The following is a 26881-nucleotide window of genomic DNA, read 5'->3' as shown; positions in this document are numbered from 1 at the left end:
AAAAATACACCATTGCGGGAAAGGAGCGCAGCGACTCCCAGCCATTAGCAAAAATCAGTTACGTGAAAACCCATTGCGCGCTTTTCTACTGTGTATAGAAATACCGCGTGCGATTAATTTTCAGGTCGCGCAGGATGCCACTCTTGGGGTTGATCGTAATATTGAATGACCGATACAAACCAACCGGCGTGATATTAATGCCCAGCTGCCAGCAATGGAGCTCCCGGCTTAAAAACATCGTGAACTGCGTGAGCTCGGCTGTATTGAAGTTGTAAAAGGTATTGGCCCCCATCTTCCACTTCGGCGTGAGATTGAAATCACCGCTCAGGTTTAGGTTGGAGGAGATCTGCGTGTACCAGCCGGAATAATTCCCTTTCAGAACTCGGCTGAAACTTAGAGAATAGGAAACATTCAGCGACCAGGGAATGTCGAAATCCGCAAACTCCGCAGGGTTGTTGCGCACATAGTTCATCTGCTCCTGCTGCTCTTCCAGCGTCAACGGCAACTGCGAATTGGCCAGTTCCTCTTCGATGGTCTTCTTTTTCTCTTCCGCTTTCTTGCTCTGGAAAGAGGTGGACAGTGAAACACTTCCGTTCGTGATACGGCCAATGCCGGATCCGCCATTCTGCCAGGCGTAGAATTTGGTGCGGTATCCCTGGCCGTCAACCTGGTAAGGATCCAGCGTTGCAGATGCAGTCAGGTTCACTTTCTGGAAGAGGCTGCTGCGCAGGTAAAGGCTGATCGGCGACAATCGGAAAGAATCTGCCATGAAATTGTAACTGCCGTTAAAACCGAAACCATCAATCAGCTTCACTTTTTTGATGCCCCCATCGGAAGTGTCCTTTTTGGAACGGACCTTCATTTCAAGGTTGTTGTCGAACGTAAAGCTGAGCCCGCCGAATTCCCCTTCGCCGTAAGCGCCATACAAAGTGTTGGAATATTTGCTGTAGCGCTGGGTTCGGCCTAATGTATCTACCTGCACCGCGTACCAGTCCTTTCCGTTCAGGTCAGGTTTGTAGCTGACACTGACGCTGGGACGGATCACGTGACGGATTGCCCTGATCCCGCTGTTCTTGCCGAATTTATCATAGGTGCCGAACAAGGCCGTGTTCAGGCCCAGGCTGAAAGCGATATCAGTAGCAGTATAGAAACCCTTATAGCTGAGTGTATCTACCTTGATTTCCTTATCATTCCATACACGGTAGTTCTGCGTACCATACCAGCGCTGGCTGAGGCTTACGCCGGGAGAAATCTGGATAGGTCCCATCGCCGGCAGGGCTAGTGTAATGGGAATGGTATGCTGTACGCCCCATTGCATCGTATCGATGATCTGGTGCATGCTGGCAGCACTGTCATAAAAGGAAGTCTGGTTCTGGAAAACCGTGTTCAGACCAATGCCCAGCTTTTCATACCATTTTGCTTCCCCCACAAACTCTTTTGGTTGGAAAGGATAAAGCGTGTTCACGGTGAATGATCCATCCGGCAGGCGGACCTGGATCAACCGGTTATTGCTGTTCTGGTTGTGACCGGCACTCAGGTTAAGGATATATTTATTGTCCCAGTTCTTGCTGTAGGAAATGGAAGAAGACAACTGGTTCTGAAAGTTGATGGTCGGGTTGACTGCCGAATACCGGTTGTATTGGGTGGAACCGGCATTGACGTTGGCTGAAAAGGTGGTACCGGGACGGGCCTTGGTATCTGCCGTATGGCTCCACTGGATATTGAAGGAGTTGTTCGTTTCAAAATCCTTTTCGGGATCCGAACTCAGGAAACGGGTATGCTGGTAAGAGAGATTCAGTCTGCCCGAGTAACGGTAACGCTTACGGTAAGTGGGCGTTACTACGGCCCGCCACCCGCCATAAGAATAGATATCCCCCCGGAACATGATGTCAAACATGTCGTTCAGCACTTTGTAATAACCCAGGCCCTCCAGACCGAGACCAAACTGTTCGTTGGCGGTGAATTGCGGGGGAAGAATTCCCGAATGCCTGCCCTGGGACAGCGGGAAAAAGCCGAAGGGCAGGTAAACCGGTACAGGCACCCCTTCAAATTCAGGGTGTACGGGACCGCTGACTGCCAGCTTCTGGTTCACCAGTTTCATCTTGTTCGTACGGAAAGCAAAATGCGGGGTATCCAGGTTACAGGTGGTGAACCGCCCATGCAGCGCATAGAAATCGGTCATGTTCACCTTTTTGATGCGCTCACCATAGACGAACATCTCACCCTGCTGGGTATAGGTGGATTTGGTGATCCCTTTCTGTGATTTGAAATTATAGATGATGCTGTCCGCATCCATATTGCTTTCGCCCTGTATAAAATGCGGTTTGCCCACCTGCGCGCCGGCGCTGTCGAGGGTATAGGTGGCCACCACGATCTGCGATGGCTGATCCAGTTCGATCTTGTAGGCACTCAGGTCAAGGTCTTTGTATTTGGTAGTGGACTTATTATAAAGAATGATCTTCTTGGTCTTCATGTCCAGTACCATCGAGTCTGATGCCGAGTATTCCACTGGAGCATCCAGTGAGTCCTTACTGACCTTTACGTTCAGGGTATCTACCTGAACCCGGCGTATACCTGTATCACGGAGGGGAACTGTGTCTATGGCTGGCGGAGTACTGTCACGGCGTACCGGTACTGTATCGCCGCGGGTAGGAACCGTATCCAAACCTGTTAACAGCCCGCCAAAATTTTGGGGTACAGAATAATTCGCTGAGGATAAGGACGTTGAAATACAAAACACCAGCGCAAAAAGCCCAAATAAACTGTATTTTAAACTAAATTTGCCGCCGTTATTCATATTATTGAATGGGGGCAAAAATAGTAATTCGGACTTTATTACGTTGTGATAAAAGCGAATTCCCATTATCAAAGGATATTCTATGTTGAAAATGATTAAGACCTCTTTATCCCTGACCCTTGCTGCTGTTGCATTGCTAATGTTTTCACAATCCATCCGGGCCCAGGGAAAGAATGCCATCAAAACTGTCATCATCGACGCAGGTCATGGTGGCAGGGACCCCGGTGCCCGCGGTCTCATTTCGACGGAAGCAGAGGTTGCCCTGCAGATCGCCCTCAAACTGGGAAAAGCCATGGAGGCTGAATTTCCTCAAATCAAATTCATTTATACCAGGACCGACGAAAACCTTCCCCGGGGTGAAAAAGATCCCAATGTGGCCAACCGCGTGCGTGCACAGATGGCCAACGAAGCCAAGGGCGATCTTTTCATCAGCATTCACCTGAACGCCACCGGGCAGAAGGCTGGCGGCTGGTACGCCAAGAGAATATCCGGATATAAACCTAAAGTGGTGTATGTGGGAAAAGGAAAGAACCGGCGTAAAAAGACCATACAGTCACCCATATACGAATCTTATTATGTGAAGAATACCCGTATTGGCACAGAAACTTATATCTGGGCTGCTGACCGGAGCAAGGCAAAGAGCGAAAACATCAATGCCATGGAGGAAAACGAAAGCGGTGAAGGCGAACCGATCGATGACCCTGAAAACGTGCTGGACCTGAACTCACCGGAGGCCCAGATCCGCGCCCAGCTGTATACGAAATATTATTTCCGCAATTCTGCCCTCCTGGCCAGCATGGTGGAAGACGAGTTTGAAAAGGAAGGCAGGCAGAGTTTCGGCGTGAAACAACGGAACAATAAAGGGATCTGGGTGTTACAGGCTACCGGCATGCCCAGCATCCTGGTGGAAACCGGCTTCATTACCAATAAGGAAGAAGAAGAGTACCTGAACAGTGAAAAGGGACAGGATGAAGTGGTGGCCAGTGTTTTGAATGCATTCAGAAGGTACAAGACGGAACTGGAGAATGCCCACCATAGCCAGCGTCCTGCTACCGGCAAATAATTGTATACATTTGATCGAGAAACCTAAAAGACCTGCGGATGAAAATTTCTAATGAAACCAAGATCGGTTTAGTGGCTGTAGTTGCCATAGCGTTGATGATTTTTGGTTTCAATTACCTGAAAGGAAAGAACCTCTTTGAAAAGAATGACAAGATCTATGCAATCTTTCCGAGGGTAACAGGTCTCACTACCAGCAACCCGGTACTGATCAACGGCCTCCAGGTGGGCATGGTATATAAAATGGAGGAAAGAACCCGTAATATTAATGATGGTATCGTTGTAACCATCAACCTTGCCCGCGATATTGATATTCCGGCTAATTCTGTTGCTTTTATCAGTACTGAGCTCCTTGGCTCCGCTTCCATCACCATCGAACCCGGCAATTCCACCACTTTCATGAAGAATGGTGACACCCTGATCACGAATATCAAAGCGGGACTGATCGATCAGATCAGCGCCAATATTAACCCGGCACTGAAAACCCTCGACGGCACCCTGCAATCGCTCGATTCACTGATCCAGGTTGCCGGTGGCTATTTTGATCCTGCCACCAAAAATAATTTCCACAAGATCGTTGCCAACCTGACGGCGGCTTCAGCTTCCCTCAACACCCTTGTTGCCGCACAGAACAGTGCACTCAACCGTACCCTGCATAACCTCGATGTGGTGACCGGCAACCTGGCGAAGAACAATGACAAGATCAACAATACCCTGACCAACCTGGAGAAAATGTCAGGCAACCTGTCCAACCTGAAACTACAGGAAACAGTTGACCAGCTGAACAAGACCATGACCAACCTGAACGCAGTGGTGGCGAAAGCTAACAGCAAGGACGGTAGCCTCGGGCTGCTGCTGAACGACAAAAAACTGTACAACAACCTCGAGAATACTTCCCGCAGCCTGAATATCCTTTTGGATGACCTCAGGGTTCATCCCAAGCGGTATATCAGCATTTCCGTTTTCGGTAAAAAAGATAAAAGTACTCCCTTACAGGCGCCACTGGCCGATTCCAGCGCCCAAACAAACTGATTTACCCCATGAGGCATAGTGGTTCTTTGCGTGGATGGCTGTTGCAGGCAGTGCTGATCGTGGTATTCAGTTTACCCTTCCTGGCCGGCGCCCAGGTGCAGGAACTTGCGCCTACCGATACCAGTGATATCGTGCTGATCAAACATGCAGACCGTCTCCGGTACGAGAAAAAAGATTCCGTGACCGAGCTCCAGATGCTTACCGGGAATGTGTTCCTGCAACAGAACAATACAAAATTCTATTGCGACAGTGCGGTTCTCAACCGGCGCACCGGGGTGGTGGAAGCTTTCGGTAATGTTCACATCAATGATTCCGACAGTATCCATACCTATTCCCAATACCTCATTTATTATTCCGACACGAAAAAAGCTTACCTCCGGAAGAATGTAAAACTGACGGATGGCAAAGGCGTGCTGACCACCAATGATCTTGAATACGATACGGATACCAAGATCGGCATCTACACCAATGGCGGCAAGGTGGTAAGCGACAAAACGACGCTGACCAGCCAGCAGGCTACCTATTACGGCGATATGAAGGATGTGTACTTCAAAGACAATGTGAAGATGCGCAACCCGGAATATGACGTGGACACGGACTCGCTCCTCTACAATACCGACACGCAGATCGCCACCTTTATCACCGAAACACTGATTAAGTCGGATAGCGGCCGTCGTACGGTAAAGACAAGCGAGGGCAGTTATGATCTGAAAAACAAGAAGGCGAATTTTGGGAAACGGCCGCAGATCAAGGATGGCAGTACTTTCATTACCGGCGACGAAGTGGGATTTGATGACGCCACCGGACTGAGTTATGCCCTGGGCAATGCCGTGTTCCGGGATTCCGCGCAGGGGATATCGATCCTGGCCAACGAATTGCGGGCCGACCGGAAAAGAAATTCCATGCTGGCCACGAAACGGCCGCTGATGATCATCCAGCAGAAAAATGACTCTACCTATATCACGGCAGATACGCTGATCTCCATGAAGCTCACGGATCTGAAGGGATACGAAAATACTTACCTGCGCGCCGATTCCCTCAGCCGGGACAGTCTCTTTAAGGATTCCGCGTATCGGCGTATTGATATTTCGCCGTCTGACACCACGAACCGGAACCGGTATTTCATGGCGTATCATCACGTCCGGATCTTCAGCGATTCGCTGCAGGCCGTTTGTGACAGCCTGTTTTATTCCGGCGTGGATTCTGTGTTCCGCCTTTTCCGGGATCCTGTGGCCTGGGCCAACCACAGCCAGATCACGGGTGATACCTTGTATCTTTTTACCGCCAATAAACAACCCCGGCGCATTCATGTATTTGAAAACGCGCTGATGATTAACCGCACTACAGAAGGCTATTACAACCAGATCAAGGGCAATACGATCAACGGCTATTTCATTAACGGGAATATCGATAACATGCGTGCCCGCGGTTCTGCGGAAAGTATTTATTATGCGCAGGACGAAGACAGTGCCTATGCCGGTGTGAACCGGTCGACTGCGGATATCATCGATTTCTATTTTGAAAACACTGGCGAGAGCAAGGGATTGAGCCGCGTGGTGTTTCGAAGTGATGTGCAGGGAAAGATGAGTCCCTTCCGCCAGGTAAACCACGAAGAGATGCGTCTCCGCGGCTTTCACTGGTTGGAAGCGCGCCGCCCCAAAACGAAATTCGAACTGTTCGAAGATCCCCCGCCTGTTATCATAGAATCCGCTACCGGCAGCAGACCCAGGGAGTAACCTGGGTGAACTATGCGCCATCCCGCTTCAGCGGGTCTTTGGGACTATTTTTTCAAGGTTCTGGATAAAAAACCCCCAACAAGTTTTTGACTACCGGCGTTTACCATTGTGCTTTGGTGATTTGGGGCAATTCATAAAATGCAGTGAAATGAGCAACCAGCCTGCATTCTACAAAATTAAACGTTTGTATTTTGTTACGGTGGGCAAAGCCAAACTTCAAACCTAACGATTACCTTCGGGTCCCAACTCGTAAACTGATAAACTCATAAACAACTAAACTATTAAACTCCGTTCCATCATCCGTAACCAGCTGATCTCCCCGTTACAGGAGTTTGTCAGGGACAGCCGTGCCGTGGGCATCGTGTTGCTGGCCTGCACGGTAATCTCACTATTGCTGGCGAATTCATCAATCGGCATGACCTACCTGCATTTGATTGAACAGGAAACGCCGTCCGGACAAAGCCTGGGTTTGCATCTGCCCCACACCTTACTGCATTGGATCAACGACGGTTTGATGTCCATTTTCTTTTTTATGGCCGGGATGGAAATTAAGCGCGAGCTGCTGGTGGGGGAATTATCATCTGTCCGCAAGGCGAGCCTTCCCGTTGCCGGTGCCATCGGCGGCATGCTGGTACCTGCCATCATTTACCTGGCGATTAATCGCAATACTCCCTGGGAAGCCGGCTGGGGAGTACCCATGGCTACCGATATCGCTTTTTCACTTGGCGTGGCCTCCCTCCTTTCGCGCCGCGTGCCCGTGTCCCTCAAGATTTTCCTGATGGCCCTTGCCATTATTGACGACCTCGGCGCTATCCTGGTGATTGCGCTTTTCTACGGAGGGACGGTGCATACCCTATACCTGCTGCTGGCCCTTGCATTGTTTGCCCTGATCTATCTGGCCCATAAATTCCTCTGGCATACGCTTCGGCCGGCAATGACTATCATTGGCGGAATACTACTTTGGTATTGCATCTTGCAGTCCGGTGTACATGCCACCATCGCAGGCGTCTTGTTGGCATTCACCATCCCGGAAGACAAACTTGGCAACTATGTACATGCCCTGCACGATGTCGTTAGCTTCATCATACTGCCGTTATTTGCATTGACCAATACCGCGATCGTTCTGCCGGAAAACCTGGCAGAAACGTTGTTCAGTCCCCTTGCATGGGGAGTAGCCGGCGGACTGGTGCTGGGTAAACCACTCGGTATCACCTTATTTGCCTGGATGGCTGTGAAACTCGGCTGGGGACAAAAACCCAAAGACGCCACGTGGACCCAGTTGGCTGGCATCGGCGCCCTCGCCGGAATCGGCTTTACCATGTCGATTTTCATTACCATGCTGGCCTTCGACGATACCGGCCTGCAAAACATCGCAAAACTGGCCATCCTTGCTGCTGCGGTACTTTCTATCGTACTGGGCCTGCTGATCCTTGGACGTGCCGCCCGGAACGGGTCTAAGGGTGCCTGACTTTATAAATCTTTTTAATTCTTCCGGCATTTCCGATTATTGCTTGTTTTTGCGGTTTTTTGCCTACCTTAAAGATGCCGAAACGACGCTTATGCTTAAAAAAGAGCGGCAGGCATACATCCTGCACCAGATCAACCTGCACAACAAAGTATTATCCGCCCAGCTTTGCGAAGAAATCAACGTATCAGAAGACACGATCCGCCGCGATCTCCAGGAACTGGCCGACGGCGGAAAACTGATCAAGGTTCACGGCGGCGCGCTTTCCCATTCCTTCAGCCAGATCAATTTCAATAACAACCAGGTCTATTCGCTGGAAAACAAGATGGTGGTTGCCCGCAAGGCAGCGCGCCTGATCAAAGACGGTATGTTCGTATTGACCAGTGGCGGTACCACCATTATGGAATTAGCCAAAGCCCTGCCACCCACCCTTCGTGCCACATTTATATCCGGATCCATTCCTGCAGTGATCGAATACATGAACCATCCCAATAGTGAGGTGGTAGTCATCGGCGATAAAGTTTCTAAAAATGCACGCATCACGGTTGGTCCCGAAGCGATCAGCCAGATCCGGCGCATCAGGGCAGACATCTGTTTCCTGGGCATCAATGCCATTGATACAAAGCACGGCGTAACCGATAACGACTGGGATGTGGTGATGATCAAGCGCGCGATGATCGAGTCCGCGCAAAAAGTCGTTTGCCTGAGTATTTCCGAAAAGATCAATTCCTTTCAGCCGCTCCATGTTTGTGAGATCGGCCAGGTAGATATGCTGATCACAGAGAAAGACCCGTCGGCTCCCGAAATGGAACCTTTCCGGCAGCTCGGTATAGAAGTCCTTTAGGCGTACACACCGGTGTTATTCGTGCACCCCGGTGTTATTCGTGCACCCCGGTTTTTCGCGCAATATTTTTCGTCATTGGTTTTTGCTGATTGCTGAAGGCGCTTCGCTTTTCGCGCTGGTCTATTTTTTTCTCGCCAAGCCGCAAAGGTGCCAAGCCGCAAAGTTTTTGTTTGTTGCAAGGGTCAGGTACTAAGTAATATTTAGCTGCATTATTATTGGTAAGTAGAAACTTGACCCGGAGAAACACCTTTCTGATATTCATATAACCAGTATAATAACCCTAATTCGTCATTGCTTATTGCCGATTGAATTTTTCAATCGAGTTTGGCCTAAATAAACTTATGGGAATGCACTCCGAAAATCAATTAGCAGCCATTGTAGTAAACATCTGTGTTGAAATTCACAAGACATACGGTCCCGGTATGTTTGAGAACGTATACGAAACACTTTTGGCATACGAACTTCAGAAAATTGGGATTCACATTGCCCGGCAAAAAACGATTTCCTTATGCCATGAAGGCATAATTATGGACGTTGCCTATAAGGCAGACCTTATTCTGGAAGACAAACTAATTGTTGAAGTTAAATCAGTAGCCGGCCTGGAAGACCTGCATTACAAACAAGTAATTACCTACCTGAAAATTACTGATTGCAGATTGGGACTTCTCATCAATTTTAATGTCCCCCTCATAAAGAATGGCATTCACCGCATTGTAAATAAGCTTTAATTGTTCCCGCCTCTCAACGTTGCTCATCTACATAACACACTTACACACTGAATTCATTAGTATTCTAAACAGCAAAACATTAGCTATCACTCAGACTTTTAGCCAAAACAAAATCCTTTGCGGCTTAGCACCTTTGCGTCTTGGCGTGAAAAAATACACCAGCGTGAAAAGCGCAGCGCCTTCAGCAAACTGCAAAACCCATTTCTGAAAAAATATTGCGCGAACCCAATCTCCTCAGCGGGCCCATCCTATTTAAAGAAACTATATGCAATAATAATCGCCGCAATGACCCCGATGAAATCCGCCATCATGCCGGCCCAAATGGAATACCGTACTTTTTTGATCCCGACACTACCGAAATACAGCGCGATAATATAAAACGTCGTATCGGCAGATCCCTGGAAAATACTCGCCGTCTTCCCGACAAAGGAATCAGGACCATATGCGGGGTTCGCGAACACATCGAGCATCATCCCCCGCGCGCCACTGCCGCTGAAAGGTTTCATGATAGCCACCGGTAAGGCGGGCACGAAATCCGTGGGCAGCCCCACTTTGGCAATGCACCAGCCCAGGCCTTTGATTACATAATCCAGCGCACCGCTGTCGCGGAAGACGCGGATGCCCACCAGCATGCCCACGAGATAGGGAATGATCTTGAGGATCACACCGAAGCCTTCTTTTGCACCTTCTATAAAAGCATCAAACACATTGATCCTTTTCCAGAGGCCGCCGATGATAAAACTCATGATGATGATGAACAGCAGCATATTGCCCGCCACTTTCGAGAACATTTCCTTGCCGGCGGGCGTCATATTATTCACGGCGAACAACAGCGCGCAAACGGCTGCAATGGCCGAGAGGATCCAGCCGAACAGAACGGCATCCCATTTGATCTTCTGCCAAAGGCCGACGATGATCACTGAAGCCAGCGTGGTCACCAGGGTGCCGAGCACACAGGGTATAAAGATGGATGCGGGCTCCTGGCTGTTATTGCTGATCCGGTAAGCGATAATGGTAAGCGGAATAATGGTGAGTCCTGAAGTATGCAGCACCAGGAACATGATCTGCGCATTGGTGGCCGTTTCTTTGTCCGGGTTCAGCGTCTGGAGGCTGTCCATCGCCTTGAGGCCGAAGGGCGTGGCGGCATTGTCGAGGCCCAACAGGTTGGCGGAGAAATTCATCACCATTTGCCCCATCGCGGGATGGCCTTCCGGTACTTCCGGGAAGATCCGTTTCATGAGGGGGTTCAGTTTCCTGGCCATAAAGCGGACCGCACCGGCTTTGTCGGCGATATTGAGCAGTCCCAGGAAAAAGACCATGGTACCCGTCAGCGGGAAAGCCACATCCATCACCGCAGCCTTGGCCGACTCAAAACTGCCGTCCACCAGCTTCTTGAAGATTTCCGTATCCCCCAGGATGATCAGTTTGAACAAGCCAAAAATGAAGGCGATGACGAAAAACGCAATCCAGACATAATTGAGCGCCATGCGGTTAAATTAGGTGACTGATAGTAATTGTGTGTCAGGCAGTTGGGTGAAAAGGTGAAAATAGTGAATCCGGTCGTATCTTTGCGGCCCGAAACAAGATTCTAACTTTAAAAATATTCAGGTTCATGGGATTACAGGCTGGTATCGTGGGACTACCCAATGTCGGAAAATCCACCTTATTCAATGCGGTGAGCATCAGCGCCAAAGCGCAGGCAAGCAACTATCGGTTCTGTACCATCGAACCCAATGTGGGGCTGGTTGACGTTCCCGACGAAAGGATCGACAAACTGGCGGAACTGGTAAAACCCAACCGTACCGTACCCACGCAGATCGAGATCGTGGACATTGCGGGGCTCGTAAAGGGCGCCAGCAAGGGCGAAGGCCTCGGTAATAAATTCCTCGCCAATATCCGCGAAGTGGATGCGATCGTGCACGTGATCCGCTGTTTCGAAGATGAGAATATCCTTCGGGAAGAAGGCGCGATCAATCCTGTTTCCGATAAAGATATTATCGACACCGAGCTGCAGCTGAAAGACCTCGAAAGCGTGGAAAAGAAAATGCAGCGCACGGAAAAGATGATCCGTACCGGTGACCCCAAAGTGAAAGCGGAATTCGAGGTGCTGAAGCAGGTGTATGCGCACCTGGAATCCGGCCGTAACGTCCGCGAACTGGGCCTCTCAAAAGAAGACCGCACCGCGATCGCTGATCTCTTCCTCCTCACGGAAAAACCCGTGTTGTATGTAGCGAACGTGGACGAAGCATCCATGCATACCGGCAACAAATACTCCGAAGCGCTGAAGGCAGCCGTTGCTGCGGAGAACGCCCTCGTGATCGTGATGAACAACAGCATCGAACAGCAGATCGCCGAACTGGAAGACGCCGACGATAAAGCATTGTTCATGGACGAATACAAGATGACCGAGCCAGCCCTGAACAAACTGATCCGCGCTACTTACGCCCTCCTGCAACTGCAGACCTATTTCACTGCCGGTGTACAGGAAGTGCGGGCATGGACGATCCACGAAGGCTGGAAAGCGCCACAGGCCGCCAGCGTGATCCACACTGATTTTGAAAAAGGCTTCATCAAGGCCGAAGTGATCGCCTTCAACGACTATGTACAGTTCGGTTCAGAAGCCGCTTGCCGCGATGCCGGCAAACTGCGCATCGAAGGCAAGGAGTACATCGTGAAGGATGGCGATGTGATGCATTTCCGGTTTAATGTTTGATGGTTTAACGTACTGAATAAGAAAAAGCTGCACCCAGGGGATGCAGCTTTTTCATTTTATGTGGCGCTACTGCGTAGCGCGTTCACGCAGTGTTTTTCCCTGTTATTTTTTTCACGCAATGGCGCCTTTGGCGCCACGCAAAGGAGCAAAGCCGCAAAGGTTGGGTTGGGTTGGGTTATAAGTAGGGATATAGGTTTAGTTTAAGGTTTATCCGAATGCCAACAGAAAATACACGGAACCAAGAGTTTATTTTTCTGGAACGCAGTCTGGTGGCTCATTTCAGAGAATTTTATAAATTACCTCATTTCTAAAAAGGACATCCCTCTCCAAAATAATTTCCATTGCAACATTGCTTTCATTCCGAAATAGCTTCAATGCATTAATCATTGCGGCACACATCGAAACATCTCCCCGCCACTAAGCACCTATAGCGGTTGCGGTAACAACACCTGGTCGATCACATGCATCACACCATTCACCCCATGCACATCTTTCCGCACCATATGCGCCTTCGCCAGCCATACCACACCATTCAAAACAGGGTCCAGCGGGTTGGTCATATCGACCACCACCGGCGGCATCGGTGCAGGACCGATCAGTGTTTCGTAATTGCCTGACACCAGGTTCGGCGTGAAATAGCGGTAAACCGGCGCGCCATTGGTGCCAAAGAAATGAAAAGCAATAATGCCACGAACCGTCTGAACGGGCAACATCGCAAATACAGCTGGATCAGCCGGCAATCCCATATAGGTCAGCAAACGACGAAAGCCGTTGTTGTTGGGCGCCATCAGGGTGAGATTCGGGAAAGGATAATTCAACAGGGAATCAAATTTTGCCAGTCCCTCGGAACCCTCATCCGCACGGGTAATCGCTGCACGCAAAAAACTCAGGCTGGTATCTGCAGCGATGAGCCCCTTGAGCGTTGCTTGCGGCGGCGCCACAATCGCATACACGGGACGGATCACGCCATTCACCGCCACCTGGTCGGCAGCAGTCACGGGAATATTGTTGACATACCCGGCATTGCCGCGCCTGGACGGAAAAGCGCTGAGCTTGAACAACGGCTGATCAGCAAGGGGCTGCAGCAACGTGGGCAATTGCACATTCGGGGTGGGCAGATCCGGAACACTCGCACCCGGAACCGTCTGGGCAAGTGTGTGGTATTGAAGGATCGCAGCCAGTTGTGCTGCAGGCAGCGCATTGATCACATCAATGTTAACACCGGAACGCAGAAACGCAGCATCATCCGGGGCAAACAGGGTCAGCGTGCTGGACACATTGCCATAGTAAGCCAACAAGCCGGACTTGGTCGCCGCAGCTTTCAGCAAGGTATAATTCGGATCAGTTTCAATGATCTTTTTGATCGTTATGCCGGACGTATCCGGTTTCGGAAGATCCTCCACCTCGGGGATCTCGTTACAGGCCGGCAACAAGCTGGTCAGCAGCGCAGCCAGCAGCAGCAGGTGGGTATATTTCTTAAATATTTGAAGCATGATAAAGGTTTTGATGTTTTCGATCAGAAAATATTATATCCAAAAGAAATATAATAGAGTCCGCCTACGAAGCTGTTTCCGACAGCGTTGAAATAATACTGGTTGAGCAGGTTGTTCGCGCCCAGCTTGATACCGGAACGGATCTTCGGCAGCTTATACGTGAACTGCGCATCAACGGTTGAGATCTGGTGGATATCACCATTCGCAAAATCACCTTCATAGTAGAAAGTATCCTGCCAGCGGTAGCTCACGCTTCCGCTGAGTCTTTTTGTCTTGCCAAAACCACTGTTGCTGAGCGTAATGTTCGCGCGGTAGCGCGGCGCATTGAAGGAAGCCACATAATTGTCCGGCACGCCATCCAGCACATCCGAACTCAGGTTGCCGCTGAGCGTCCATACCCGTGTGAACCGGTAATCCAGGCCCAGTCCCCAGCCATAGGTAGTAATGTCTCCGGCAACATTGATGGGAACAGAAAACTTCTGGTCCGTTGCCACATTCGGACTGCCCGGGTTGCGGGCCTGCCCGATCGTGGTACGGGCAAGGAAATCCTGGTATTTTCCATAGTAGCCATACGCATCGATCAGGAATTTGCCGCCCGCATGCAGTCCTTTGTAACCGAGTTCAAAGGAAGACACCGACTCCGGGCGGAAAGTATTGAACACATGCGCTGATCCTGCAGTACCATCCGCATTGATGGTATAGGGCGCATTTTTATCAAATCCGTAATAAGTCTGGAAGCTCTCGTTGCCGCCGATCAGCTGCACACCACCACCGATATTCAGGTCGATGAACTGCTGCTGGGTGGACGGGAAGCGATAGGCTGTCTGGTAAGACAGGCGGATATTGCTGTTCTTCGCAACGGTCACCACCGCGGTGGCCCGGGGCGTGAAACGGCCTTCAAAATTTTCGTTCTTGTCGTAACGGCCGCTGAACGTCAGTTTCAGGCGATCGTTGAAGAAGCGGCGGGTTGCCTGGATATACGCACCGATCTCCCATATATGAATGGGACCGGTAGAATCCGTGAAGAGCGTGCCTTCAGAATTCAGGGCATATTGTTTATAGTTGCCACCCACCAGTACTTCAGCCACCTTGCTCGTATAGTCGGTCAGGTTATACTGGCCCTCGATCTGGTAGAGATCGGATTTCTCGATAAAGAGACCGCCACCATCAGAGATGGATACGCCCCTTACCTTGTCAAAGATCTGCTTGAACTGCTGGCTGCCGGCCGCGGGACGGCCCTGGTCGGCAACAGCACGCGCGGCATTGTGCGCATCGATATCCGCCGCGCCGCCCATCTTGTTGGCGAGGTAAGCCTGTGAATACTGCACGAGCCAGTCCGTCGGCTTCGGTGCGGGGTTACCGTTCACGAAAGTGATGGTCGGTTTCCAGGCTTCGTTGGTAAGACGGGTCGTAACAGTAGCATTGAACGATTGGCCTGCATTCTCCTGCGTGGTATACGCACGTACATAAAAGCGGCGTCCTTTCAGTTCCAGTTTGTACTGGGCCATCTTGAAATCCTTGAAGGAGTAACGGTCACTACCGGTATAAATGGAGTTACCCGTTCCCCAGTTCATCATCAGGATGCCTTCGAGTTTATCGCTGAAGCGGTAGTTGAGGGAACCGCCCAGTTTGAAATTAAGCGTATTCGGATCGAGGATGTCTTTTTCATCATAACCCGTGCGGGATACATTGATCGCGCTGCCCATCAGGGTATTGATATAAGGCTGCAGGAAAGGTGCCTGCTGGCCGATTCCCTGGAGTACGGCACGGATATCAGCGGTGGTTTCATCACCATATACGTTGATCCCATCGTAGTTGGGATCAGACAGGCGGGTGCCGGGGATGACCTTCTGCGTGGTACTCATGCGGTCATAGTTGCGTTTGTCCGCCGCGAGCCAGTCCTTCGCCTGGATGAGTTCGGCATTGATCTTATAGGCGAATTTGTTGTTCACGTTTTGCGCCCAGCGGACGGCCCAGTTATGGTAACCGGAAACATCACGGTAACGGCTATCCGTATTCATGATACCTTCCTTAATCTGGAAGGAAAGGCCGGTATACTTGAAAGGGTCTTTGCTGGATACGAGCAGGGTACCGTTCATACCGCCCGGACCATACAGGGCGGAAGAAGCGCCGGGCAACAATTCCATATTGTCTACATCCAGTTCCGAAAGGCCTACAATGGTGCCCACGGAAAAGTTGAGTCCCGGTGCCTGGTTGTCCATACCATCCACCAGCTGGTTGAAACGCGTATTGCCGCTGCCCGCAAAACCGCGGGTAGTAGGTGTTTTAAAAGTGAGTGAAGACGTCACCACGTCCACGCCTTTGAGGGAACCTACGATATCATAATAGGTAGCGGCCGGTGCAACGCGGATCGCCGTGGCGTTCACGCGTTCGATGGAAACGGGTGATTCCAGGATCCTTTCCGGAACACGGCTGGCGGAAACCACCACTTCCGTGCCCAGCTGGCTGGAAGGAACAAACGAAAGGGATACCGGCGCTGCGGCATCATTTACGGTCTGCTCCTGGGTTTCAAAACCCACAGAACTGAAAACAAGAACAAAAGGAGGTTTGGAACTGGTCGTGAGCCGGAAATTACCTTTGTCGTCGGTAAAGGTTCCGGTGCTGGTGCCTTTGATGGTAACGGAGACTGCGGGGACAACGTCATTCGTAACGCTGTTTTTTACGTTTCCGGAAACAGTAGTGTTTTGGGAATGGGCAGTAATCGTCAACAATGAGGCCAACAGCAGGGTGAAAAGGTAGCTGTAGGTTTTTCTCATACCCGAGGGTTTTAGTTGTGATAAGTTACAAAATAAGGATTTCTTTTTCGTGACAAATTTTATTTCGGCGGGTTCAATAACTTCGCCGCATGGCAAACTTTTCATTCCCCCAACAAACGGCATTTTACAAAGGAAAAGTACGTGACGTATATACGATCGATGATCGTTATCTCGTGATGGTGGCATCCGACAGGATCTCTGCTTTTGATGTGATCCTTCCCAAACCGATCCCTTACAAGGGCCAGGTGTTGAACCAGATCGCTGCCTATATGCTGGGGGCTACCGCTGATATTTGTCCGAACTGGTTGTTGGCAGTGCCTGCACCTAACGTATCAATAGGAAAAAAATGTGTTCCCTTTAAAATTGAAATGGTGGTGCGGGGCAACCTGACGGGACATGCATGGCGTACTTATGCTGCCGGAAAAAGAGAGCTCTGCGGTGTGCCATTGCCGGAAGGAATGAAAGAGAATGACTACTTCCCCACCCCCATCATTACGCCTTCCACCAAGGCCGAAGCCGGGCATGATGAAGACATTTCCAAAGAAGCGATCATTGCGACAGGACTCGCCACAGAAGCGGACTGGAAGGTGTTGGAGCAGTATACGCTGCAGCTGTTTGAAAGGGGAAAAGCGATCGCGGCCAAACGCGGACTGATCCTCGTGGATACCAAATATGAGTTCGGAAAGATTGGTGATACCATCTACCTGATGGATGAGATCCATACACCGGATTCCTCGCGCTATTTTTATGCGGATGGCTTTGAAGAACGCCAGGCAGCGGGAGAAAAACAGAAACAGCTGAGTAAGGAATTTGTGCGGGAATGGCTGATCGCGAATAATTTCATGGGGAAAGAGGGACAAACCGTTCCGGAGATGACCACGGAATGGATCGATACCATCAGCAAACGATACATTGAATTATACGAGCATGTGATCGGGGAAAAATTTCAACCCGAGGCACTCAGCGAAAGCGACACGCAGGCACGCATCGAAAAAGCGCTGGCGGAATTGCGCTGACTGAATTGCGCTGACCCTGCCGCCCAACTGCGTTGACCCATCACAGTTAGTTGGTTGCAAGACACAACCATTTCAGTTGAAACCGTTTCAACCGGCAATTAATTCCACAACACATTTTACTCTTGGCATGAGCATTAAACATTTCGTTTATCTGTTAGCGTTAGCACTGTCCCTCCCCTTCGGATCAACTGCGCAAACGCTCGATACCCTACCGGGAAATCCCGGCAAAAGTTTCCGTGGATTAAGCGTACTGAACGACCGGTTTTTCTGGGTCAGTGGGAACAAGGGAACGGTGGGCCGGAGTACGGATGGCGGCAAGACCATTAAATGGATGACCGTAAAGGGATATGAGACACGTGATTTCCGGGATATTGAGGGGTTTGATGCCGTGACGGCGGTGGTGATTGCGGTGGATTCGCCGGGATTGATCCTGCGGACCTATGATGGCGGTGCCAGCTGGGAGGAAGTGTATCGCAACAATGAGAAGGGCATCTTTATGGATGCCATGGATTTTCATAAGGACCGGGAAGGGATGGTGATCGGCGATCCCCTGAACGGGCAGATCTTCCTGTTGCGCACGGATGATGAGGGCCGGCACTGGCATGCCATGCCGGGACAGCTCCCCGCGCCTGCAGAGGGGGAAGCCTGTTTTGCCAGCAGCGGTTCGAATATAAAAATGCTGGGAAAAACCTCCTTTACGTTTATCACAGGTGGCACGCAGAGCCGGGTTTGGGTGGATAACCGCCTGGAGAGGCTGCCCCTTTTGGATGGTGGCAATTCGACCGGCGCCAATGCCATTGCCGTGAAGGGAAAGCGCTGGATCGTGGTAGGCGGCGATTTTACCCGCGATACCCTGGCGCAGGGCCATATTGCAGTGAGCCGTGATCGTGGCCGCACCTGGACCGTCCCTTCTACCCCCACTACCGGCTACCGGAGTGGCGTGGCGGCGATCACCAAAAAGAAGTGGATTGCCTGCGGAACCTCTGGCGTAGACGTTTCCTCCGATGGCGGCCGTACCTGGCGGCGCATTTCCACCACCGGGTACCATGTGGTGCAGCGGGCCAAAAAGGGCCGCGCCGTTTACCTGGCCGGCGGCAACGGCCATGTGGCTAGGCTGAATTGGTGATCCACTACCCTACCCTTTCAGTCTGCCCAACAAAACCTGCATTCCTTAACTTTTCTGCACCCCCCAATGCGACCATTGCGGCCTATCTTTGCAACCTCATGAACTATTATGAATTGTACGGCATCCCGGTGGGTTTCCGGGTGGATCCGGCCTTATTGAAGAAGCGCTTCTACGAGCTGAGCCGGCAGTATCACCCCGACTTTTATACACAGGAAGACCCTTCCAAACAGGTTGAGGCACTGGAGATCTCCTCCCAGGTGAATAAAGCTTACAAGGCTTTTCAGCATGAGGATACCACCATACAGTACCTGCTTACGCAGAAGGGATTGATGGAAGCCGAGGAAAAATACAGCCTGGACCCGATGTTCCTGGGCGAGGTGCTGGAGATTAATGAGGCGCTGATGGACCTGGAAATGGATCCCGACCCCATACAGCTGGCGAAAGTGCAGACCGACACAGATACATTACTGAAAAACATATACCATGACGTGGAGCCAATTCTGGCAGGCTATCAGGAAGGTGTTACTTCCGAAGAAGCGTTGCTGCAGGTAAAAGAATATTATTACCGGAAAAAATACCTTCAGCGAATTTTGGACAAGATAGCAGCCCTGCGTAATATTGCAACCCGTCAATAAGCGGCTTCCGCGGGTCACCCCGACCCGAAAAGCCGGCAAGATTGACAAGTCAGCCCAGATGGCGGAATTGGTAGACGCGCTAGACTCAAAATCTGGTTATCGCAAGGTAGTGCAGGTTCGATTCCTGTTCTGGGCACAATTAAAAGAAGACCCCGTTCATAGAGCGGGGTCTTCTTTTAATGTCTCTTCCAATTCAACCTTTCAGGGATCGATCCCCGCTCCGGTCAGAAAACGGACCTTAAGGAAATGATGAATATCGGGGTAAAGCCCACGGTCGACGAGCTGAACCGCACCATCGAGGCAATATCCTCAACTTTAACGAAGATATCTACGGTGAATACCTTCAGATCACTTTCCTCCAGTGGCTGCGCGCAGAGTAGAAATTCGAAGGCCTCTCCCGCGCTCCAGGCGCAACTCGCGCATGACCGGGACAATGCCCGGCTGGCACTTCGCCACTTTAAACTGAAAACAAGGGCTATTTAAGGCAAAAACGCAATTGGCTGCAACTTGCTGTAAATCAGCCTAATACTTATCTTAGGGTTCCTTTACCCTTGCTTTACCCTTGCTTCGGCAGCGTATTTACATTGGGGGAGACCCCAATTTAAAGCAAGGATAAAGCAATGATAAAGGAAATTTTAGGGAACTTTAAAGCAAGGACAAAAAGCTCACTTGTCATCAACTCCTCTCCCCTCTTTTTCCGCCCTTTCTCTGCCACCGGAATGCCGGTTTGCCCATTCATCATCTACCCGGATTAGGTCCGTCGCCTGGCAACCAGCCCTGCCCCCGGGGATAGCAACTCCCGGCTCCTTTCAATTTTCCGCATATTCAATGACCTGGAAACAAAATTAGCCAGTAGCCTGATCCGGGAAAGAAGTTTGGGACGGTCTCAGATATTTCCAGGGACGGTCTCAGATATTTGCCGGGACAGAGAGTCAATTTTACCTCGGAGTGACCTCGGAAAACGGTCTTTGCTCCCTATGTAGGACCTCTCGTTTACCTCGGATTCCGAGGTGTTCACCTCGAATTTAGAGGCGATCCCGAGTACCCGGTGAGGTAAATTTGAGGTCCAACAGACTTTGAACAGGCTTACCAACGAGGTCGAACAGTATCCGCATAACGATCAAACCTGGCTCCGGTTTATTGCTTTTTCCCGGATTACCAATCGATTCCTCAGTGGTCTTGAAATCGATTTCTATCCAACTTGCTCCGTACGCTCCCCAAAACACCGGTGACCCAGAGAGCATCATGGAAAGCAGTTGGAAAATATAATCCAGAATTATTATATTGGCAATGCTTAACCTTAATCCTGGCGAAACAAGTTTCATACCGTCATCATTTGACCAGAATAATAACTGGTAGGTTCTTATTCTTACCCACAGTTGCATTTGGGGCCGTAAAGGAATTACAACCAATTTTTACTGGTAAACCAGCAAAATTCCAGACCTGCTTCAACATCTTGGTAGGCAGTAAATCTACAGCTACACATGTTTAAATGACAGTGAGCAAAATAGTTTTCCGGAAGGTTTTTGCATAGACATATAGTGTAAATATTGGCACCCGGCTCATGGTCGACCTCCGTTGTTTACCTGTGAGTGAGGAGGCGAAGCATTCGCGACTATCAACAGAAAATCACCTCAAACATTAAAAAATATCACCTTGCGCATTGCCGCAACTGCGCAATACAAATTGCGCAGCTTTTTACACTGACCATCAGACTATTAACAAAAAAAGCCCCTTGCGGCTATTTGCTTATATTACATAAACACATACGTTACCTGCTACTTTAGTACAACAATCCGTGAAACTGACAATTACAATATTTATTCTGACGCTTTTTTATGGCTGCTTTTCGTATGACAGAAAGCAAGAAGTCTTTATGTCGGACAAAGATTTTACAGAATTTGACAGACAATATTCACCAGACAATTCAATGCTTTTATTAAACTAAGGCATTGACCAAGGTGCTTTTGGTTACGGACATGCAGGGACAGCAGTCTTGAAACTTATTGACACAACAAAAAATATTAGACTGTTTACCATTCCAAATTCCTTCAATCACATTCAATGGGTTGACAATGGAACAGTGTCAGCCAAATATGACACCATACCATTCATCAGAAGCGGAGTAAAACCCAACTTTAAGGACACGGAAGTTAACGGCATAAAGATTATTGTTAGTTCTTATGATTTCATTGAGCCAAATGCAGAACAAAGAGTTGAGCATCGTGAGACTTCGCCAAACGGCAAATACGATTTAGTGGCTTATCGATATCTAAATGACAAACACAATCTCAACTTTATCCACGTTTCTTTAATTCCAGCTGCTGGACAAATTCCGAAATATGGCAACTATTTAATTGCCGACATGCAGTCTGACTATGTTTTAAATGGTAAGTGGGATAAAGACAATTCCCTTATCTTTTTTTCAAATAGTCTTTATGCGGATATGGTTAAATACTATCTTGTTCTTGACCATCCAAACATAAAATACGAAATAATCAATGACGATAAAACATATAGTAGCAAGTATCGTTGGATAGGACTAAGCAGCAGGTAACATGGGGTTTTATGCAAGTTGGGCTTGACATTGTAACATCAGTTGTCTGCAAATCCCAGCTTCAGTTCCAGCAGTCGAATATCTATCAGCTTTTGTACTTAAATTCATCATTATATTTTCAATCAGCAGCGATTATCGGCGGGCGAATAAAAATTCCCAACCTGCATAAAGCCCTGCTCGTAAGCTGCAATTTTGAGAGACTTCGCCATTCATAAAGCACAACCCATAAAGTCGACAGATTTAAATTGTTTTCCTGATTGATATATGAAAACCTTAATCCTGTTATTAACCCTACTTTATTCACTTTCATCTTTTGGACAAGGTGACAAAAAATCGTTATTGAAGTTTGACGGGTATTATGAGACTAACTGCTATACTGAAATAGGAGACGACGAGGGAAGCCAAGACTATTTGAGGTTTTATTCAAATGGAAAAGTAATTAATGTTGGTACTGACTGTGAAGGAACAACAAGTGAATTAAAAGACTGGTTTAATATTAATGCTGAACAAGTCGGTAAAGGTGACTATGAGATAAAAGGAAGAAGAATATTTTTTTCGACTAAGAGCAAAACTGGAATTGTCAAGTATAAAGGACGGATAAAAAAAGACGGAGAGGTTAAGTTAAAATGGAAAAGCCTTATAAATGGTAGCAGGGGACATGACATATATAAATTCATCGCATTGACTGGTTTGACTTAAACTGCAGCTTACATGAGGTTTGCCGCTATGCTGGCAGACGAATAAATCCTCATCGTTAAGTTCGCTATCATCAGCAGTTCGGTCAGACGTAATTCTATTCAGCTTTAGTTCTTAACTTCAAAATCAGCAATTTTATTCGGCTGCGGCTCCGGACTGGACATTAAAATGCCAGCACAGCAGCAAGCCCTAACGTTAGCGGTAATGGCAGCGAACCATTAACCTTGAACAACATTCTTAACTCCATCAAACAATAAAAAATAATTTAAAATATAGATGTATGGCTAGATGTACAGCACCAGTAAGAGGACACAGTTCAGCAGCAGCAGCGGCAGCTTGCCCTGCATGTCGTTACCGTAGCTATGGTCGCGGCTATTCATCATATTCGGAACCTTCAAGATCTTATTATACGCCGTCATATTCGGGTAACAGCGGAGCTAGTCGAAGCACTGGCGGATCTGGAAGAAGTGCAAAACCCCGTTGGTCGAGAGCTAGTTCTCCAGTCTATTATACGCCCGCTGAAGTTCAGACTCTTACACCGATTCGTGAGACATTCGAGAATAGAGCCACTGTGCCTGACCTCAGGGATATTTTTCTTTGCCATGCTTGGGATGATCGCCAAGCTTCTGCCAAAGAGTTATACAACTTACTTATTTCAAAAGGAGTTTCTGTATGGTTTAGTGAGAAAGATGTAAGCCTTGGAGAGCCATTGATGCGTGCTATTGATAAAGGCTTAGCAAATTCTAGAATTGGATTAGTACTTGTTACCCCCGCATTCCTTGCTCGCCTGCCAAAGGAAGGAATTGCCGATAAAGAACTTTCTGCTTTACTTCATCGCAATCAGCTTGTTCCTATCGTGCATAATACAACTTATGAAGCTCTCCGTGAAGTCAGCCCTCTTCTCGGTTCCCGAAGCGGCTTAGATACTGCAGAAGAATCGATGTCAGACATAGCTGCTAAACTTGCTGAGTTAGTTGCCTTTGAGCCCAATTGTGAGAATAAGTAACGTATTAAGTATTTCGTACTATAATCGTCACTACCGCTAACAGGCGTATTGGCAAAAGCTAGGCGGACGGAAGCTGTGTCGCATCAGTTGTACATTTTTCAGCAGTGGTTCGGGCTAGACAAGCAACTTTGAGCTGAGCTAAATCATCAATATTAATTTCTATTTTCAACATCGGTAAGCCAGGCTGGACGGAATACTATTTCCCAGCCTTCGCTAATACATGGGCCGTTAGCAGGTATTTTATATGGACACCCTAAAACTATCAGAGTTAGTTGGACAAGAGATTGTAGAGTTAAGGTTTCACTATGTTCCGAGAAACGAATATGACTTACAATCTTTTCACTCTTATATAAAACTGTCAAGTGACACAATTATTGACATTCCACATTTTGGCGATGATGAATATCTGCAATTGACCCAAGATAACATAACCTATTTAAAAGAGAGTTTTGACACAGGTGATTCTGTTACCGAAAATGCGAAGTCATATTTTGTGGGACAAAAAATTGTAGACTTTTATTTCAGCTATTATAACGGAGAAGTTGACTTATACTATTCTGCATTTATTAAATTGTCAAACGGATTTTACTTGACAGAAAGAAATTTTGGACCAATAGGAGTAACTAACATTGACTTGAAAATTCTTGATGAACGACAATTTCACGAAGAAGTAAAACGACTAAATGGCATTGAAGTTGACGTTCGTTCATTTGTAAAGACAAAAAACGCCTGCTAACATTTGATTTTATGCATGTTGGGCATGATATTATAACATCAAATAATTGCAAAACCAGGCTGTGGTTCAGCCAGACGAGTAACAATCAATATTTGTACATATATTCATCAAATATCCTCAATCAACAGTGGACAGTCAGACGGAATATTAATTCCCAACCTGCATAGCCCCATTCGTTGGCGCCAACCGCAACACTCCATAATTATAAGCAAATCAGAAACATGACTATTCAGGAAGTCATTTCGAATATCGTCGAACTAAGTGAAGATGCCGTCATATATGCGAAGAAAGTTGATGCAAAATTTCACCCTCTATCTGAAGTTGTTTTGCTGGAACTTTCTGACGAAGACTTAGAACTACCGACTAAAAAAGTCGCTGAAAAGCATTGTCCAGGCTATGATTACTTTTTGGAAGGCTTTATTGTGAAAGAAATGGTTCAAGATATGCGACTTGTTCCTGAATATGAATCTGTAGAAAAACAAGTAAACAGAATTATTTATTACGCTGAATTTGATGCCTAGCAATTTGAACATGCTTTCAGGGATGCCGCTAACACTAGCTTTGTAAACAGTGGCCGAAGTATTATCTTACAACAACAAACATTAATCGTCGATAGCAAGTAAACTAGGCAGTAAAACATTGAACGCCACTGCTTGACAAATCTTCGGCACGTTAGCTGCAAGTTACGAACTACCATCAACGTAAGAAATGAAAGAGACTTTGAAAGAAAACATATTGGCAGACGAGAAAAAGTTATGGGAACAAGCATTTTTTGTCTTTGATAGCTCTGCGCTTTTGAATTTTTACGAGTATTCAGAAAAAACACGACAGGAGATATTCGAGGCTGTATTTAAAAAATTAGCTGAAAGGCTTTGGTTAACTAACCAGACGGAATATGAGTATTTAAAAAATCGAGAACGGGTATTACTAAGACCTAAGAAATTATACGAAGACTTGTTCACTACATATTTCGGTGGAAAGGATTTTAAATCTTTCAAAAACCAATTTTCGCAATTATCAAACAGGACTAAAAAAGACGATAAACATCCACATTTTGAAGAAGAGTTTTTCCAAAAGTTTCAAACTCAACTTGAATTATTTGATTCAGAATTAGAAAAGTTTGTGACTGAACTTAAAGAAAAGATAGAAACAAAAAAATCCGAAATCGATTCTATACGAGAAAACGACAGTTTAAAAAAAGCTATTTATCAATACTTTCAAATTACAGAAGGGTATGATTTTAATAAGCTCATGGAAATCGCAAAGGAAGGTGAGTTTCGATATAAAAATCAAATACCCCCGGGCTATGAAGATGTAAAGGAAAAAATTGGCTTAGCCGTTTATGGCGATTTGGTAATCTGGAATCAAATTTTGACACTTGCTAAAGAGAAGAATAAACCTGTAATTCTAATTATTGATGATTTAAAAATAGACTGGTGCTATCAAAATTCAAAAGATAAAAATGTAGTTGATTCTCCCCGAGAAGAACTTATTAAAGAATTTAATGACGTTTGTGGAAATAACTTTTGGCTTTATAGTTCTTCTCAATTCCTTCAAAAATCAACTCAATATCTGGCAACAGCTATTGCAGATGAAGTAATAGAAGAAGTAAATCAATCAAATCAATTCAGCAACAAAGTTGTTGGTCGTCCGTGTTTAGAAGTTGACTTAATTTGGACATCCGGTGGTCGTTGGAATAAAGGATATAGTAACAAAAATCCAATTGAAATCCACGACGGACAACCAGTAATGGTCGTAAGAGATAAACCTATTATTTATTGGGGGTTAAATTGGTATTTTAATCTTGTGATTCATAACAATTCAAATTATCCTGCATATAATATTAAAGTTGAAAGCATCGGAAACGAACAATTTTCTCATCTTGAAGATTTACCTAAAATAAATAATATTGCTCCATTGGGCAATGTAAAACTTGAGGCTAAATATGAAGATAGCGTTGAGGGTGACCATACGGTTGCGGATGCAATGGTCCATTCAAAAATTCCTGAGAAATTCAAAAATTTAATTCTTAAAGTTACTTACTATGATGAGGCGAGAACTTTGTATACGAATTATGTAAGGTTTTCGGGAAGTGAGATTTTAAACAGCGAACAATAATAACCTGCAGCTTATCGAGTAGACGGCCTCACCGCCCGAAGGCGATGAGGTGCGCCTCTCACACCACTGTACGTACGGGCCGCGTATACAGCGGTTCATTAAGTTGTGGGGATACCTTCCGGTAATAATCTAGCAGTGAAATATAACCTCGTTTGCGCAACCGCTCCAAAGTGATAGTCGTGCCCAGGATCGGACTCGGGGAACCGGATAGTAGCTTCTACTCTTTGTTCGCCAATCCTCTTCACTTTCGACAAACGAATAACGCCAAGTAGCAAAATAAAATTTGAGCTTTTGTATCTTTAATCAGCAGCGACGATGGGCAGGTGCAAGACTGAATACCCCAACAT

24 protein-coding genes and 1 tRNA gene are annotated in these 26881 nt (G+C 47.6%); 18 read left to right on the top strand and 7 right to left on the bottom strand.

The genetic code is table 11. The features are described from left to right. Positions 1–85 precede the first annotated feature (85 nt). Positions 86–2665, bottom strand: coding sequence for a putative LPS assembly protein LptD (locus tag FPE01S_RS19385; protein ID WP_157474100.1), 2580 nt, complete (start codon positions 2663–2665; stop codon positions 86–88). A 214-nt stretch (positions 2666–2879) separates the two neighbouring features. Between FPE01S_RS19385 and FPE01S_RS19380 the strand changes: the two genes are divergently transcribed. Genes FPE01S_RS19380 through FPE01S_RS19370 form a run of 3 tightly spaced genes read left to right on the top strand, consistent with a single transcriptional unit; the run spans position 2880 to position 6624 of the window. After that, positions 2880–3860, top strand: coding sequence for an N-acetylmuramoyl-L-alanine amidase family protein (locus FPE01S_RS19380; RefSeq protein ID WP_052956024.1), 981 nt, complete (start codon positions 2880–2882; stop codon positions 3858–3860). 38 nt (positions 3861–3898) lie between these two features. Beyond that, complete coding sequence (locus tag FPE01S_RS19375; RefSeq protein ID WP_046370621.1) at positions 3899–4888, top strand: MlaD family protein; 990 nt, start codon at positions 3899–3901, stop codon at positions 4886–4888. A gap of 8 nt (positions 4889–4896) precedes the next feature. Further along, positions 4897–6624, top strand: coding sequence for an OstA-like protein (locus FPE01S_RS19370; RefSeq protein ID WP_046370620.1), 1728 nt, complete (start codon positions 4897–4899; stop codon positions 6622–6624). Between the two features lie 273 nt (positions 6625–6897). Here the strand turns inward: FPE01S_RS19370 and FPE01S_RS26270 are convergent, their stop codons facing one another. Beyond that, positions 6898–7041 carry a hypothetical protein gene (locus FPE01S_RS26270; RefSeq protein ID WP_245624031.1) on the bottom strand — a complete coding sequence of 48 codons (144 nt, stop codon included), beginning with the start codon at positions 7039–7041 and terminating at the stop codon, positions 6898–6900. Between FPE01S_RS26270 and nhaA the strand changes: the two genes are divergently transcribed. Then, positions 6977–8092 carry a Na+/H+ antiporter NhaA gene (gene nhaA, locus FPE01S_RS19365; protein WP_245624030.1) on the top strand — a complete coding sequence of 372 codons (1116 nt, stop codon included), beginning with the start codon at positions 6977–6979 and terminating at the stop codon, positions 8090–8092. The two genes, FPE01S_RS26270 and nhaA, sit on opposite strands and share 65 nt — an antisense overlap. 91 nt (positions 8093–8183) lie before the next feature. After that, on the top strand, positions 8184–8933 hold the full coding sequence (locus tag FPE01S_RS19360; protein ID WP_046370769.1) for a DeoR/GlpR family DNA-binding transcription regulator: 750 nt from the start codon (positions 8184–8186) through the stop codon (positions 8931–8933). A 34-nt stretch (positions 8934–8967) separates the two neighbouring features. Here the strand turns inward: FPE01S_RS19360 and FPE01S_RS19355 are convergent, their stop codons facing one another. Next, positions 8968–9195, bottom strand: a complete 228-nt coding sequence (locus FPE01S_RS19355) for a hypothetical protein (RefSeq protein ID WP_046370618.1) — start codon at positions 9193–9195, stop codon at positions 8968–8970. A gap of 85 nt (positions 9196–9280) precedes the next feature. On the opposite strand from FPE01S_RS19355, the gene FPE01S_RS19350 reads away from it, so the two are divergent. Beyond that, positions 9281–9661, top strand: a complete 381-nt coding sequence (locus FPE01S_RS19350) for a GxxExxY protein (RefSeq protein ID WP_217998238.1) — start codon at positions 9281–9283, stop codon at positions 9659–9661. 248 nt (positions 9662–9909) lie between these two features. Here the strand turns inward: FPE01S_RS19350 and FPE01S_RS19345 are convergent, their stop codons facing one another. Beyond that, the gene (locus tag FPE01S_RS19345) at positions 9910–11148 is read right to left on the bottom strand and encodes a nucleoside recognition domain-containing protein (protein WP_046370616.1); all 1239 of its coding nucleotides are present in this window, start codon (positions 11146–11148) and stop codon (positions 9910–9912) included. A 125-nt stretch (positions 11149–11273) separates the two neighbouring features. Here FPE01S_RS19345 and ychF point away from each other — a divergent pair, with 125 nt between their 5' ends. After that, positions 11274–12374 carry a redox-regulated ATPase YchF gene (ychF, locus tag FPE01S_RS19340; protein WP_046370615.1) on the top strand — a complete coding sequence of 367 codons (1101 nt, stop codon included), beginning with the start codon at positions 11274–11276 and terminating at the stop codon, positions 12372–12374. Positions 12375–12799: 425 nt separating this feature from the next. Here the strand turns inward: ychF and FPE01S_RS19335 are convergent, their stop codons facing one another. Both FPE01S_RS19335 and FPE01S_RS19330 read right to left on the bottom strand, forming a co-directional pair. Next, positions 12800–13867 carry a fasciclin domain-containing protein gene (locus FPE01S_RS19335; RefSeq protein ID WP_046370614.1) on the bottom strand — a complete coding sequence of 356 codons (1068 nt, stop codon included), beginning with the start codon at positions 13865–13867 and terminating at the stop codon, positions 12800–12802. 23 nt (positions 13868–13890) lie between these two features. Further along, the gene (locus FPE01S_RS19330; protein ID WP_046370613.1) at positions 13891–16644 is read right to left on the bottom strand and encodes a TonB-dependent receptor; all 2754 of its coding nucleotides are present in this window, start codon (positions 16642–16644) and stop codon (positions 13891–13893) included. Between the two features lie 89 nt (positions 16645–16733). On the opposite strand from FPE01S_RS19330, the gene FPE01S_RS19325 reads away from it, so the two are divergent. The 5 genes from FPE01S_RS19325 to FPE01S_RS25960 all read left to right on the top strand — a co-directional run bounded on the left by FPE01S_RS19325 (position 16734) and on the right by FPE01S_RS25960 (position 19904). Continuing rightward, positions 16734–17660 carry a phosphoribosylaminoimidazolesuccinocarboxamide synthase gene (locus FPE01S_RS19325; RefSeq protein ID WP_046370612.1) on the top strand — a complete coding sequence of 309 codons (927 nt, stop codon included), beginning with the start codon at positions 16734–16736 and terminating at the stop codon, positions 17658–17660. A gap of 127 nt (positions 17661–17787) precedes the next feature. Then, the gene (locus tag FPE01S_RS19320) at positions 17788–18786 is read left to right on the top strand and encodes a WD40/YVTN/BNR-like repeat-containing protein (RefSeq protein WP_046370611.1); all 999 of its coding nucleotides are present in this window, start codon (positions 17788–17790) and stop codon (positions 18784–18786) included. A 98-nt stretch (positions 18787–18884) separates the two neighbouring features. Next, complete coding sequence (locus FPE01S_RS19315) at positions 18885–19421, top strand: iron-sulfur cluster co-chaperone HscB C-terminal domain-containing protein (RefSeq protein WP_046370610.1); 537 nt, start codon at positions 18885–18887, stop codon at positions 19419–19421. A gap of 52 nt (positions 19422–19473) precedes the next feature. Further along, a tRNA-Leu gene (locus FPE01S_RS19310) sits at positions 19474–19557 on the top strand. A gap of 110 nt (positions 19558–19667) precedes the next feature. Further along, positions 19668–19904, top strand: a complete 237-nt coding sequence (locus tag FPE01S_RS25960; RefSeq protein ID WP_157474099.1) for a hypothetical protein — start codon at positions 19668–19670, stop codon at positions 19902–19904. Between the two features lie 542 nt (positions 19905–20446). On the opposite strand, the gene FPE01S_RS19305 is transcribed toward FPE01S_RS25960, so the two are convergent. After that, positions 20447–20746 (bottom strand): hypothetical protein, encoded by a 300-nt coding sequence (locus FPE01S_RS19305; protein ID WP_157474098.1) that lies wholly within the window; start codon positions 20744–20746, stop codon positions 20447–20449. A gap of 671 nt (positions 20747–21417) precedes the next feature. Between FPE01S_RS19305 and FPE01S_RS19300 the strand changes: the two genes are divergently transcribed. The 6 genes from FPE01S_RS19300 to FPE01S_RS19275 all read left to right on the top strand — a co-directional run bounded on the left by FPE01S_RS19300 (position 21418) and on the right by FPE01S_RS19275 (position 26534). Then, entirely contained in the window at positions 21418–21978 is a 561-nt protein-coding gene (locus tag FPE01S_RS19300) for a hypothetical protein (RefSeq protein ID WP_046370608.1), read from the top strand. 264 nt (positions 21979–22242) lie between these two features. Next, positions 22243–22677, top strand: a complete 435-nt coding sequence (locus FPE01S_RS19295) for a hypothetical protein (RefSeq protein WP_046370607.1) — start codon at positions 22243–22245, stop codon at positions 22675–22677. Between the two features lie 568 nt (positions 22678–23245). Next, positions 23246–23680 carry a toll/interleukin-1 receptor domain-containing protein gene (locus FPE01S_RS26265; RefSeq protein ID WP_245624029.1) on the top strand — a complete coding sequence of 145 codons (435 nt, stop codon included), beginning with the start codon at positions 23246–23248 and terminating at the stop codon, positions 23678–23680. 244 nt (positions 23681–23924) lie between these two features. Then, positions 23925–24416 carry a hypothetical protein gene (locus FPE01S_RS19285; protein ID WP_046370605.1) on the top strand — a complete coding sequence of 164 codons (492 nt, stop codon included), beginning with the start codon at positions 23925–23927 and terminating at the stop codon, positions 24414–24416. 221 nt (positions 24417–24637) lie between these two features. Then, on the top strand, positions 24638–24937 hold the full coding sequence (locus tag FPE01S_RS19280; protein WP_046370768.1) for a hypothetical protein: 300 nt from the start codon (positions 24638–24640) through the stop codon (positions 24935–24937). Positions 24938–25124: 187 nt separating this feature from the next. Next, positions 25125–26534: a PIN-like domain-containing protein gene (locus FPE01S_RS19275; RefSeq protein WP_046370604.1), complete on the top strand. Its 1410-nt coding sequence runs from the start codon at positions 25125–25127 to the stop codon at positions 26532–26534. The last annotated feature ends 347 nt before the right edge of the window (positions 26535–26881 follow it).

This window comes from Flavihumibacter petaseus NBRC 106054, from assembly GCF_000974785.1.
In the GTDB taxonomy this organism is placed as follows: domain Bacteria; phylum Bacteroidota; class Bacteroidia; order Chitinophagales; family Chitinophagaceae; genus Flavihumibacter; species Flavihumibacter petaseus.
This window is presented reverse-complemented; position numbering and strand designations above follow the sequence as displayed.

Excerpts from the sequence above, each read along its gene's own strand:
- FPE01S_RS19305 (WP_157474098.1), bottom strand. The coding sequence starts at position 20,746 with ATGAAACTTGTTTCGCCAGGATTAAGGTTAAGCATTGCCAATATAATA.
- FPE01S_RS19295 (WP_046370607.1), top strand. The coding sequence starts at position 22,243 with ATGAAAACCTTAATCCTGTTATTAACCCTACTTTATTCACTTTCATCT.
- FPE01S_RS19375 (WP_046370621.1), top strand. The coding sequence starts at position 3,899 with ATGAAAATTTCTAATGAAACCAAGATCGGTTTAGTGGCTGTAGTTGCC.
- FPE01S_RS19355 (WP_046370618.1), bottom strand. The coding sequence starts at position 9,195 with ATGAATATCAGAAAGGTGTTTCTCCGGGTCAAGTTTCTACTTACCAAT.
- FPE01S_RS19280 (WP_046370768.1), top strand. The coding sequence starts at position 24,638 with ATGACTATTCAGGAAGTCATTTCGAATATCGTCGAACTAAGTGAAGAT.
- FPE01S_RS19330 (WP_046370613.1), bottom strand. The coding sequence starts at position 16,644 with ATGAGAAAAACCTACAGCTACCTTTTCACCCTGCTGTTGGCCTCATTG.
- FPE01S_RS19275 (WP_046370604.1), top strand. The coding sequence starts at position 25,125 with ATGAAAGAGACTTTGAAAGAAAACATATTGGCAGACGAGAAAAAGTTA.
- FPE01S_RS19380 (WP_052956024.1), top strand. The coding sequence starts at position 2,880 with ATGTTGAAAATGATTAAGACCTCTTTATCCCTGACCCTTGCTGCTGTT.
- FPE01S_RS19335 (WP_046370614.1), bottom strand. The coding sequence starts at position 13,867 with ATGCTTCAAATATTTAAGAAATATACCCACCTGCTGCTGCTGGCTGCG.
- FPE01S_RS19285 (WP_046370605.1), top strand. The coding sequence starts at position 23,925 with ATGGACACCCTAAAACTATCAGAGTTAGTTGGACAAGAGATTGTAGAG.
- FPE01S_RS19320 (WP_046370611.1), top strand. The coding sequence starts at position 17,788 with ATGAGCATTAAACATTTCGTTTATCTGTTAGCGTTAGCACTGTCCCTC.
- FPE01S_RS19360 (WP_046370769.1), top strand. The coding sequence starts at position 8,184 with ATGCTTAAAAAAGAGCGGCAGGCATACATCCTGCACCAGATCAACCTG.
- FPE01S_RS19315 (WP_046370610.1), top strand. The coding sequence starts at position 18,885 with ATGAACTATTATGAATTGTACGGCATCCCGGTGGGTTTCCGGGTGGAT.
- FPE01S_RS19350 (WP_217998238.1), top strand. The coding sequence starts at position 9,281 with ATGCACTCCGAAAATCAATTAGCAGCCATTGTAGTAAACATCTGTGTT.
- FPE01S_RS26270 (WP_245624031.1), bottom strand. The coding sequence starts at position 7,041 with ATGCCGATTGATGAATTCGCCAGCAATAGTGAGATTACCGTGCAGGCC.
- FPE01S_RS19370 (WP_046370620.1), top strand. The coding sequence starts at position 4,897 with ATGAGGCATAGTGGTTCTTTGCGTGGATGGCTGTTGCAGGCAGTGCTG.
- FPE01S_RS19345 (WP_046370616.1), bottom strand. The coding sequence starts at position 11,148 with ATGGCGCTCAATTATGTCTGGATTGCGTTTTTCGTCATCGCCTTCATT.
- FPE01S_RS25960 (WP_157474099.1), top strand. The coding sequence starts at position 19,668 with ATGATGAATATCGGGGTAAAGCCCACGGTCGACGAGCTGAACCGCACC.
- FPE01S_RS19325 (WP_046370612.1), top strand. The coding sequence starts at position 16,734 with ATGGCAAACTTTTCATTCCCCCAACAAACGGCATTTTACAAAGGAAAA.
- ychF (WP_046370615.1), top strand. The coding sequence starts at position 11,274 with ATGGGATTACAGGCTGGTATCGTGGGACTACCCAATGTCGGAAAATCC.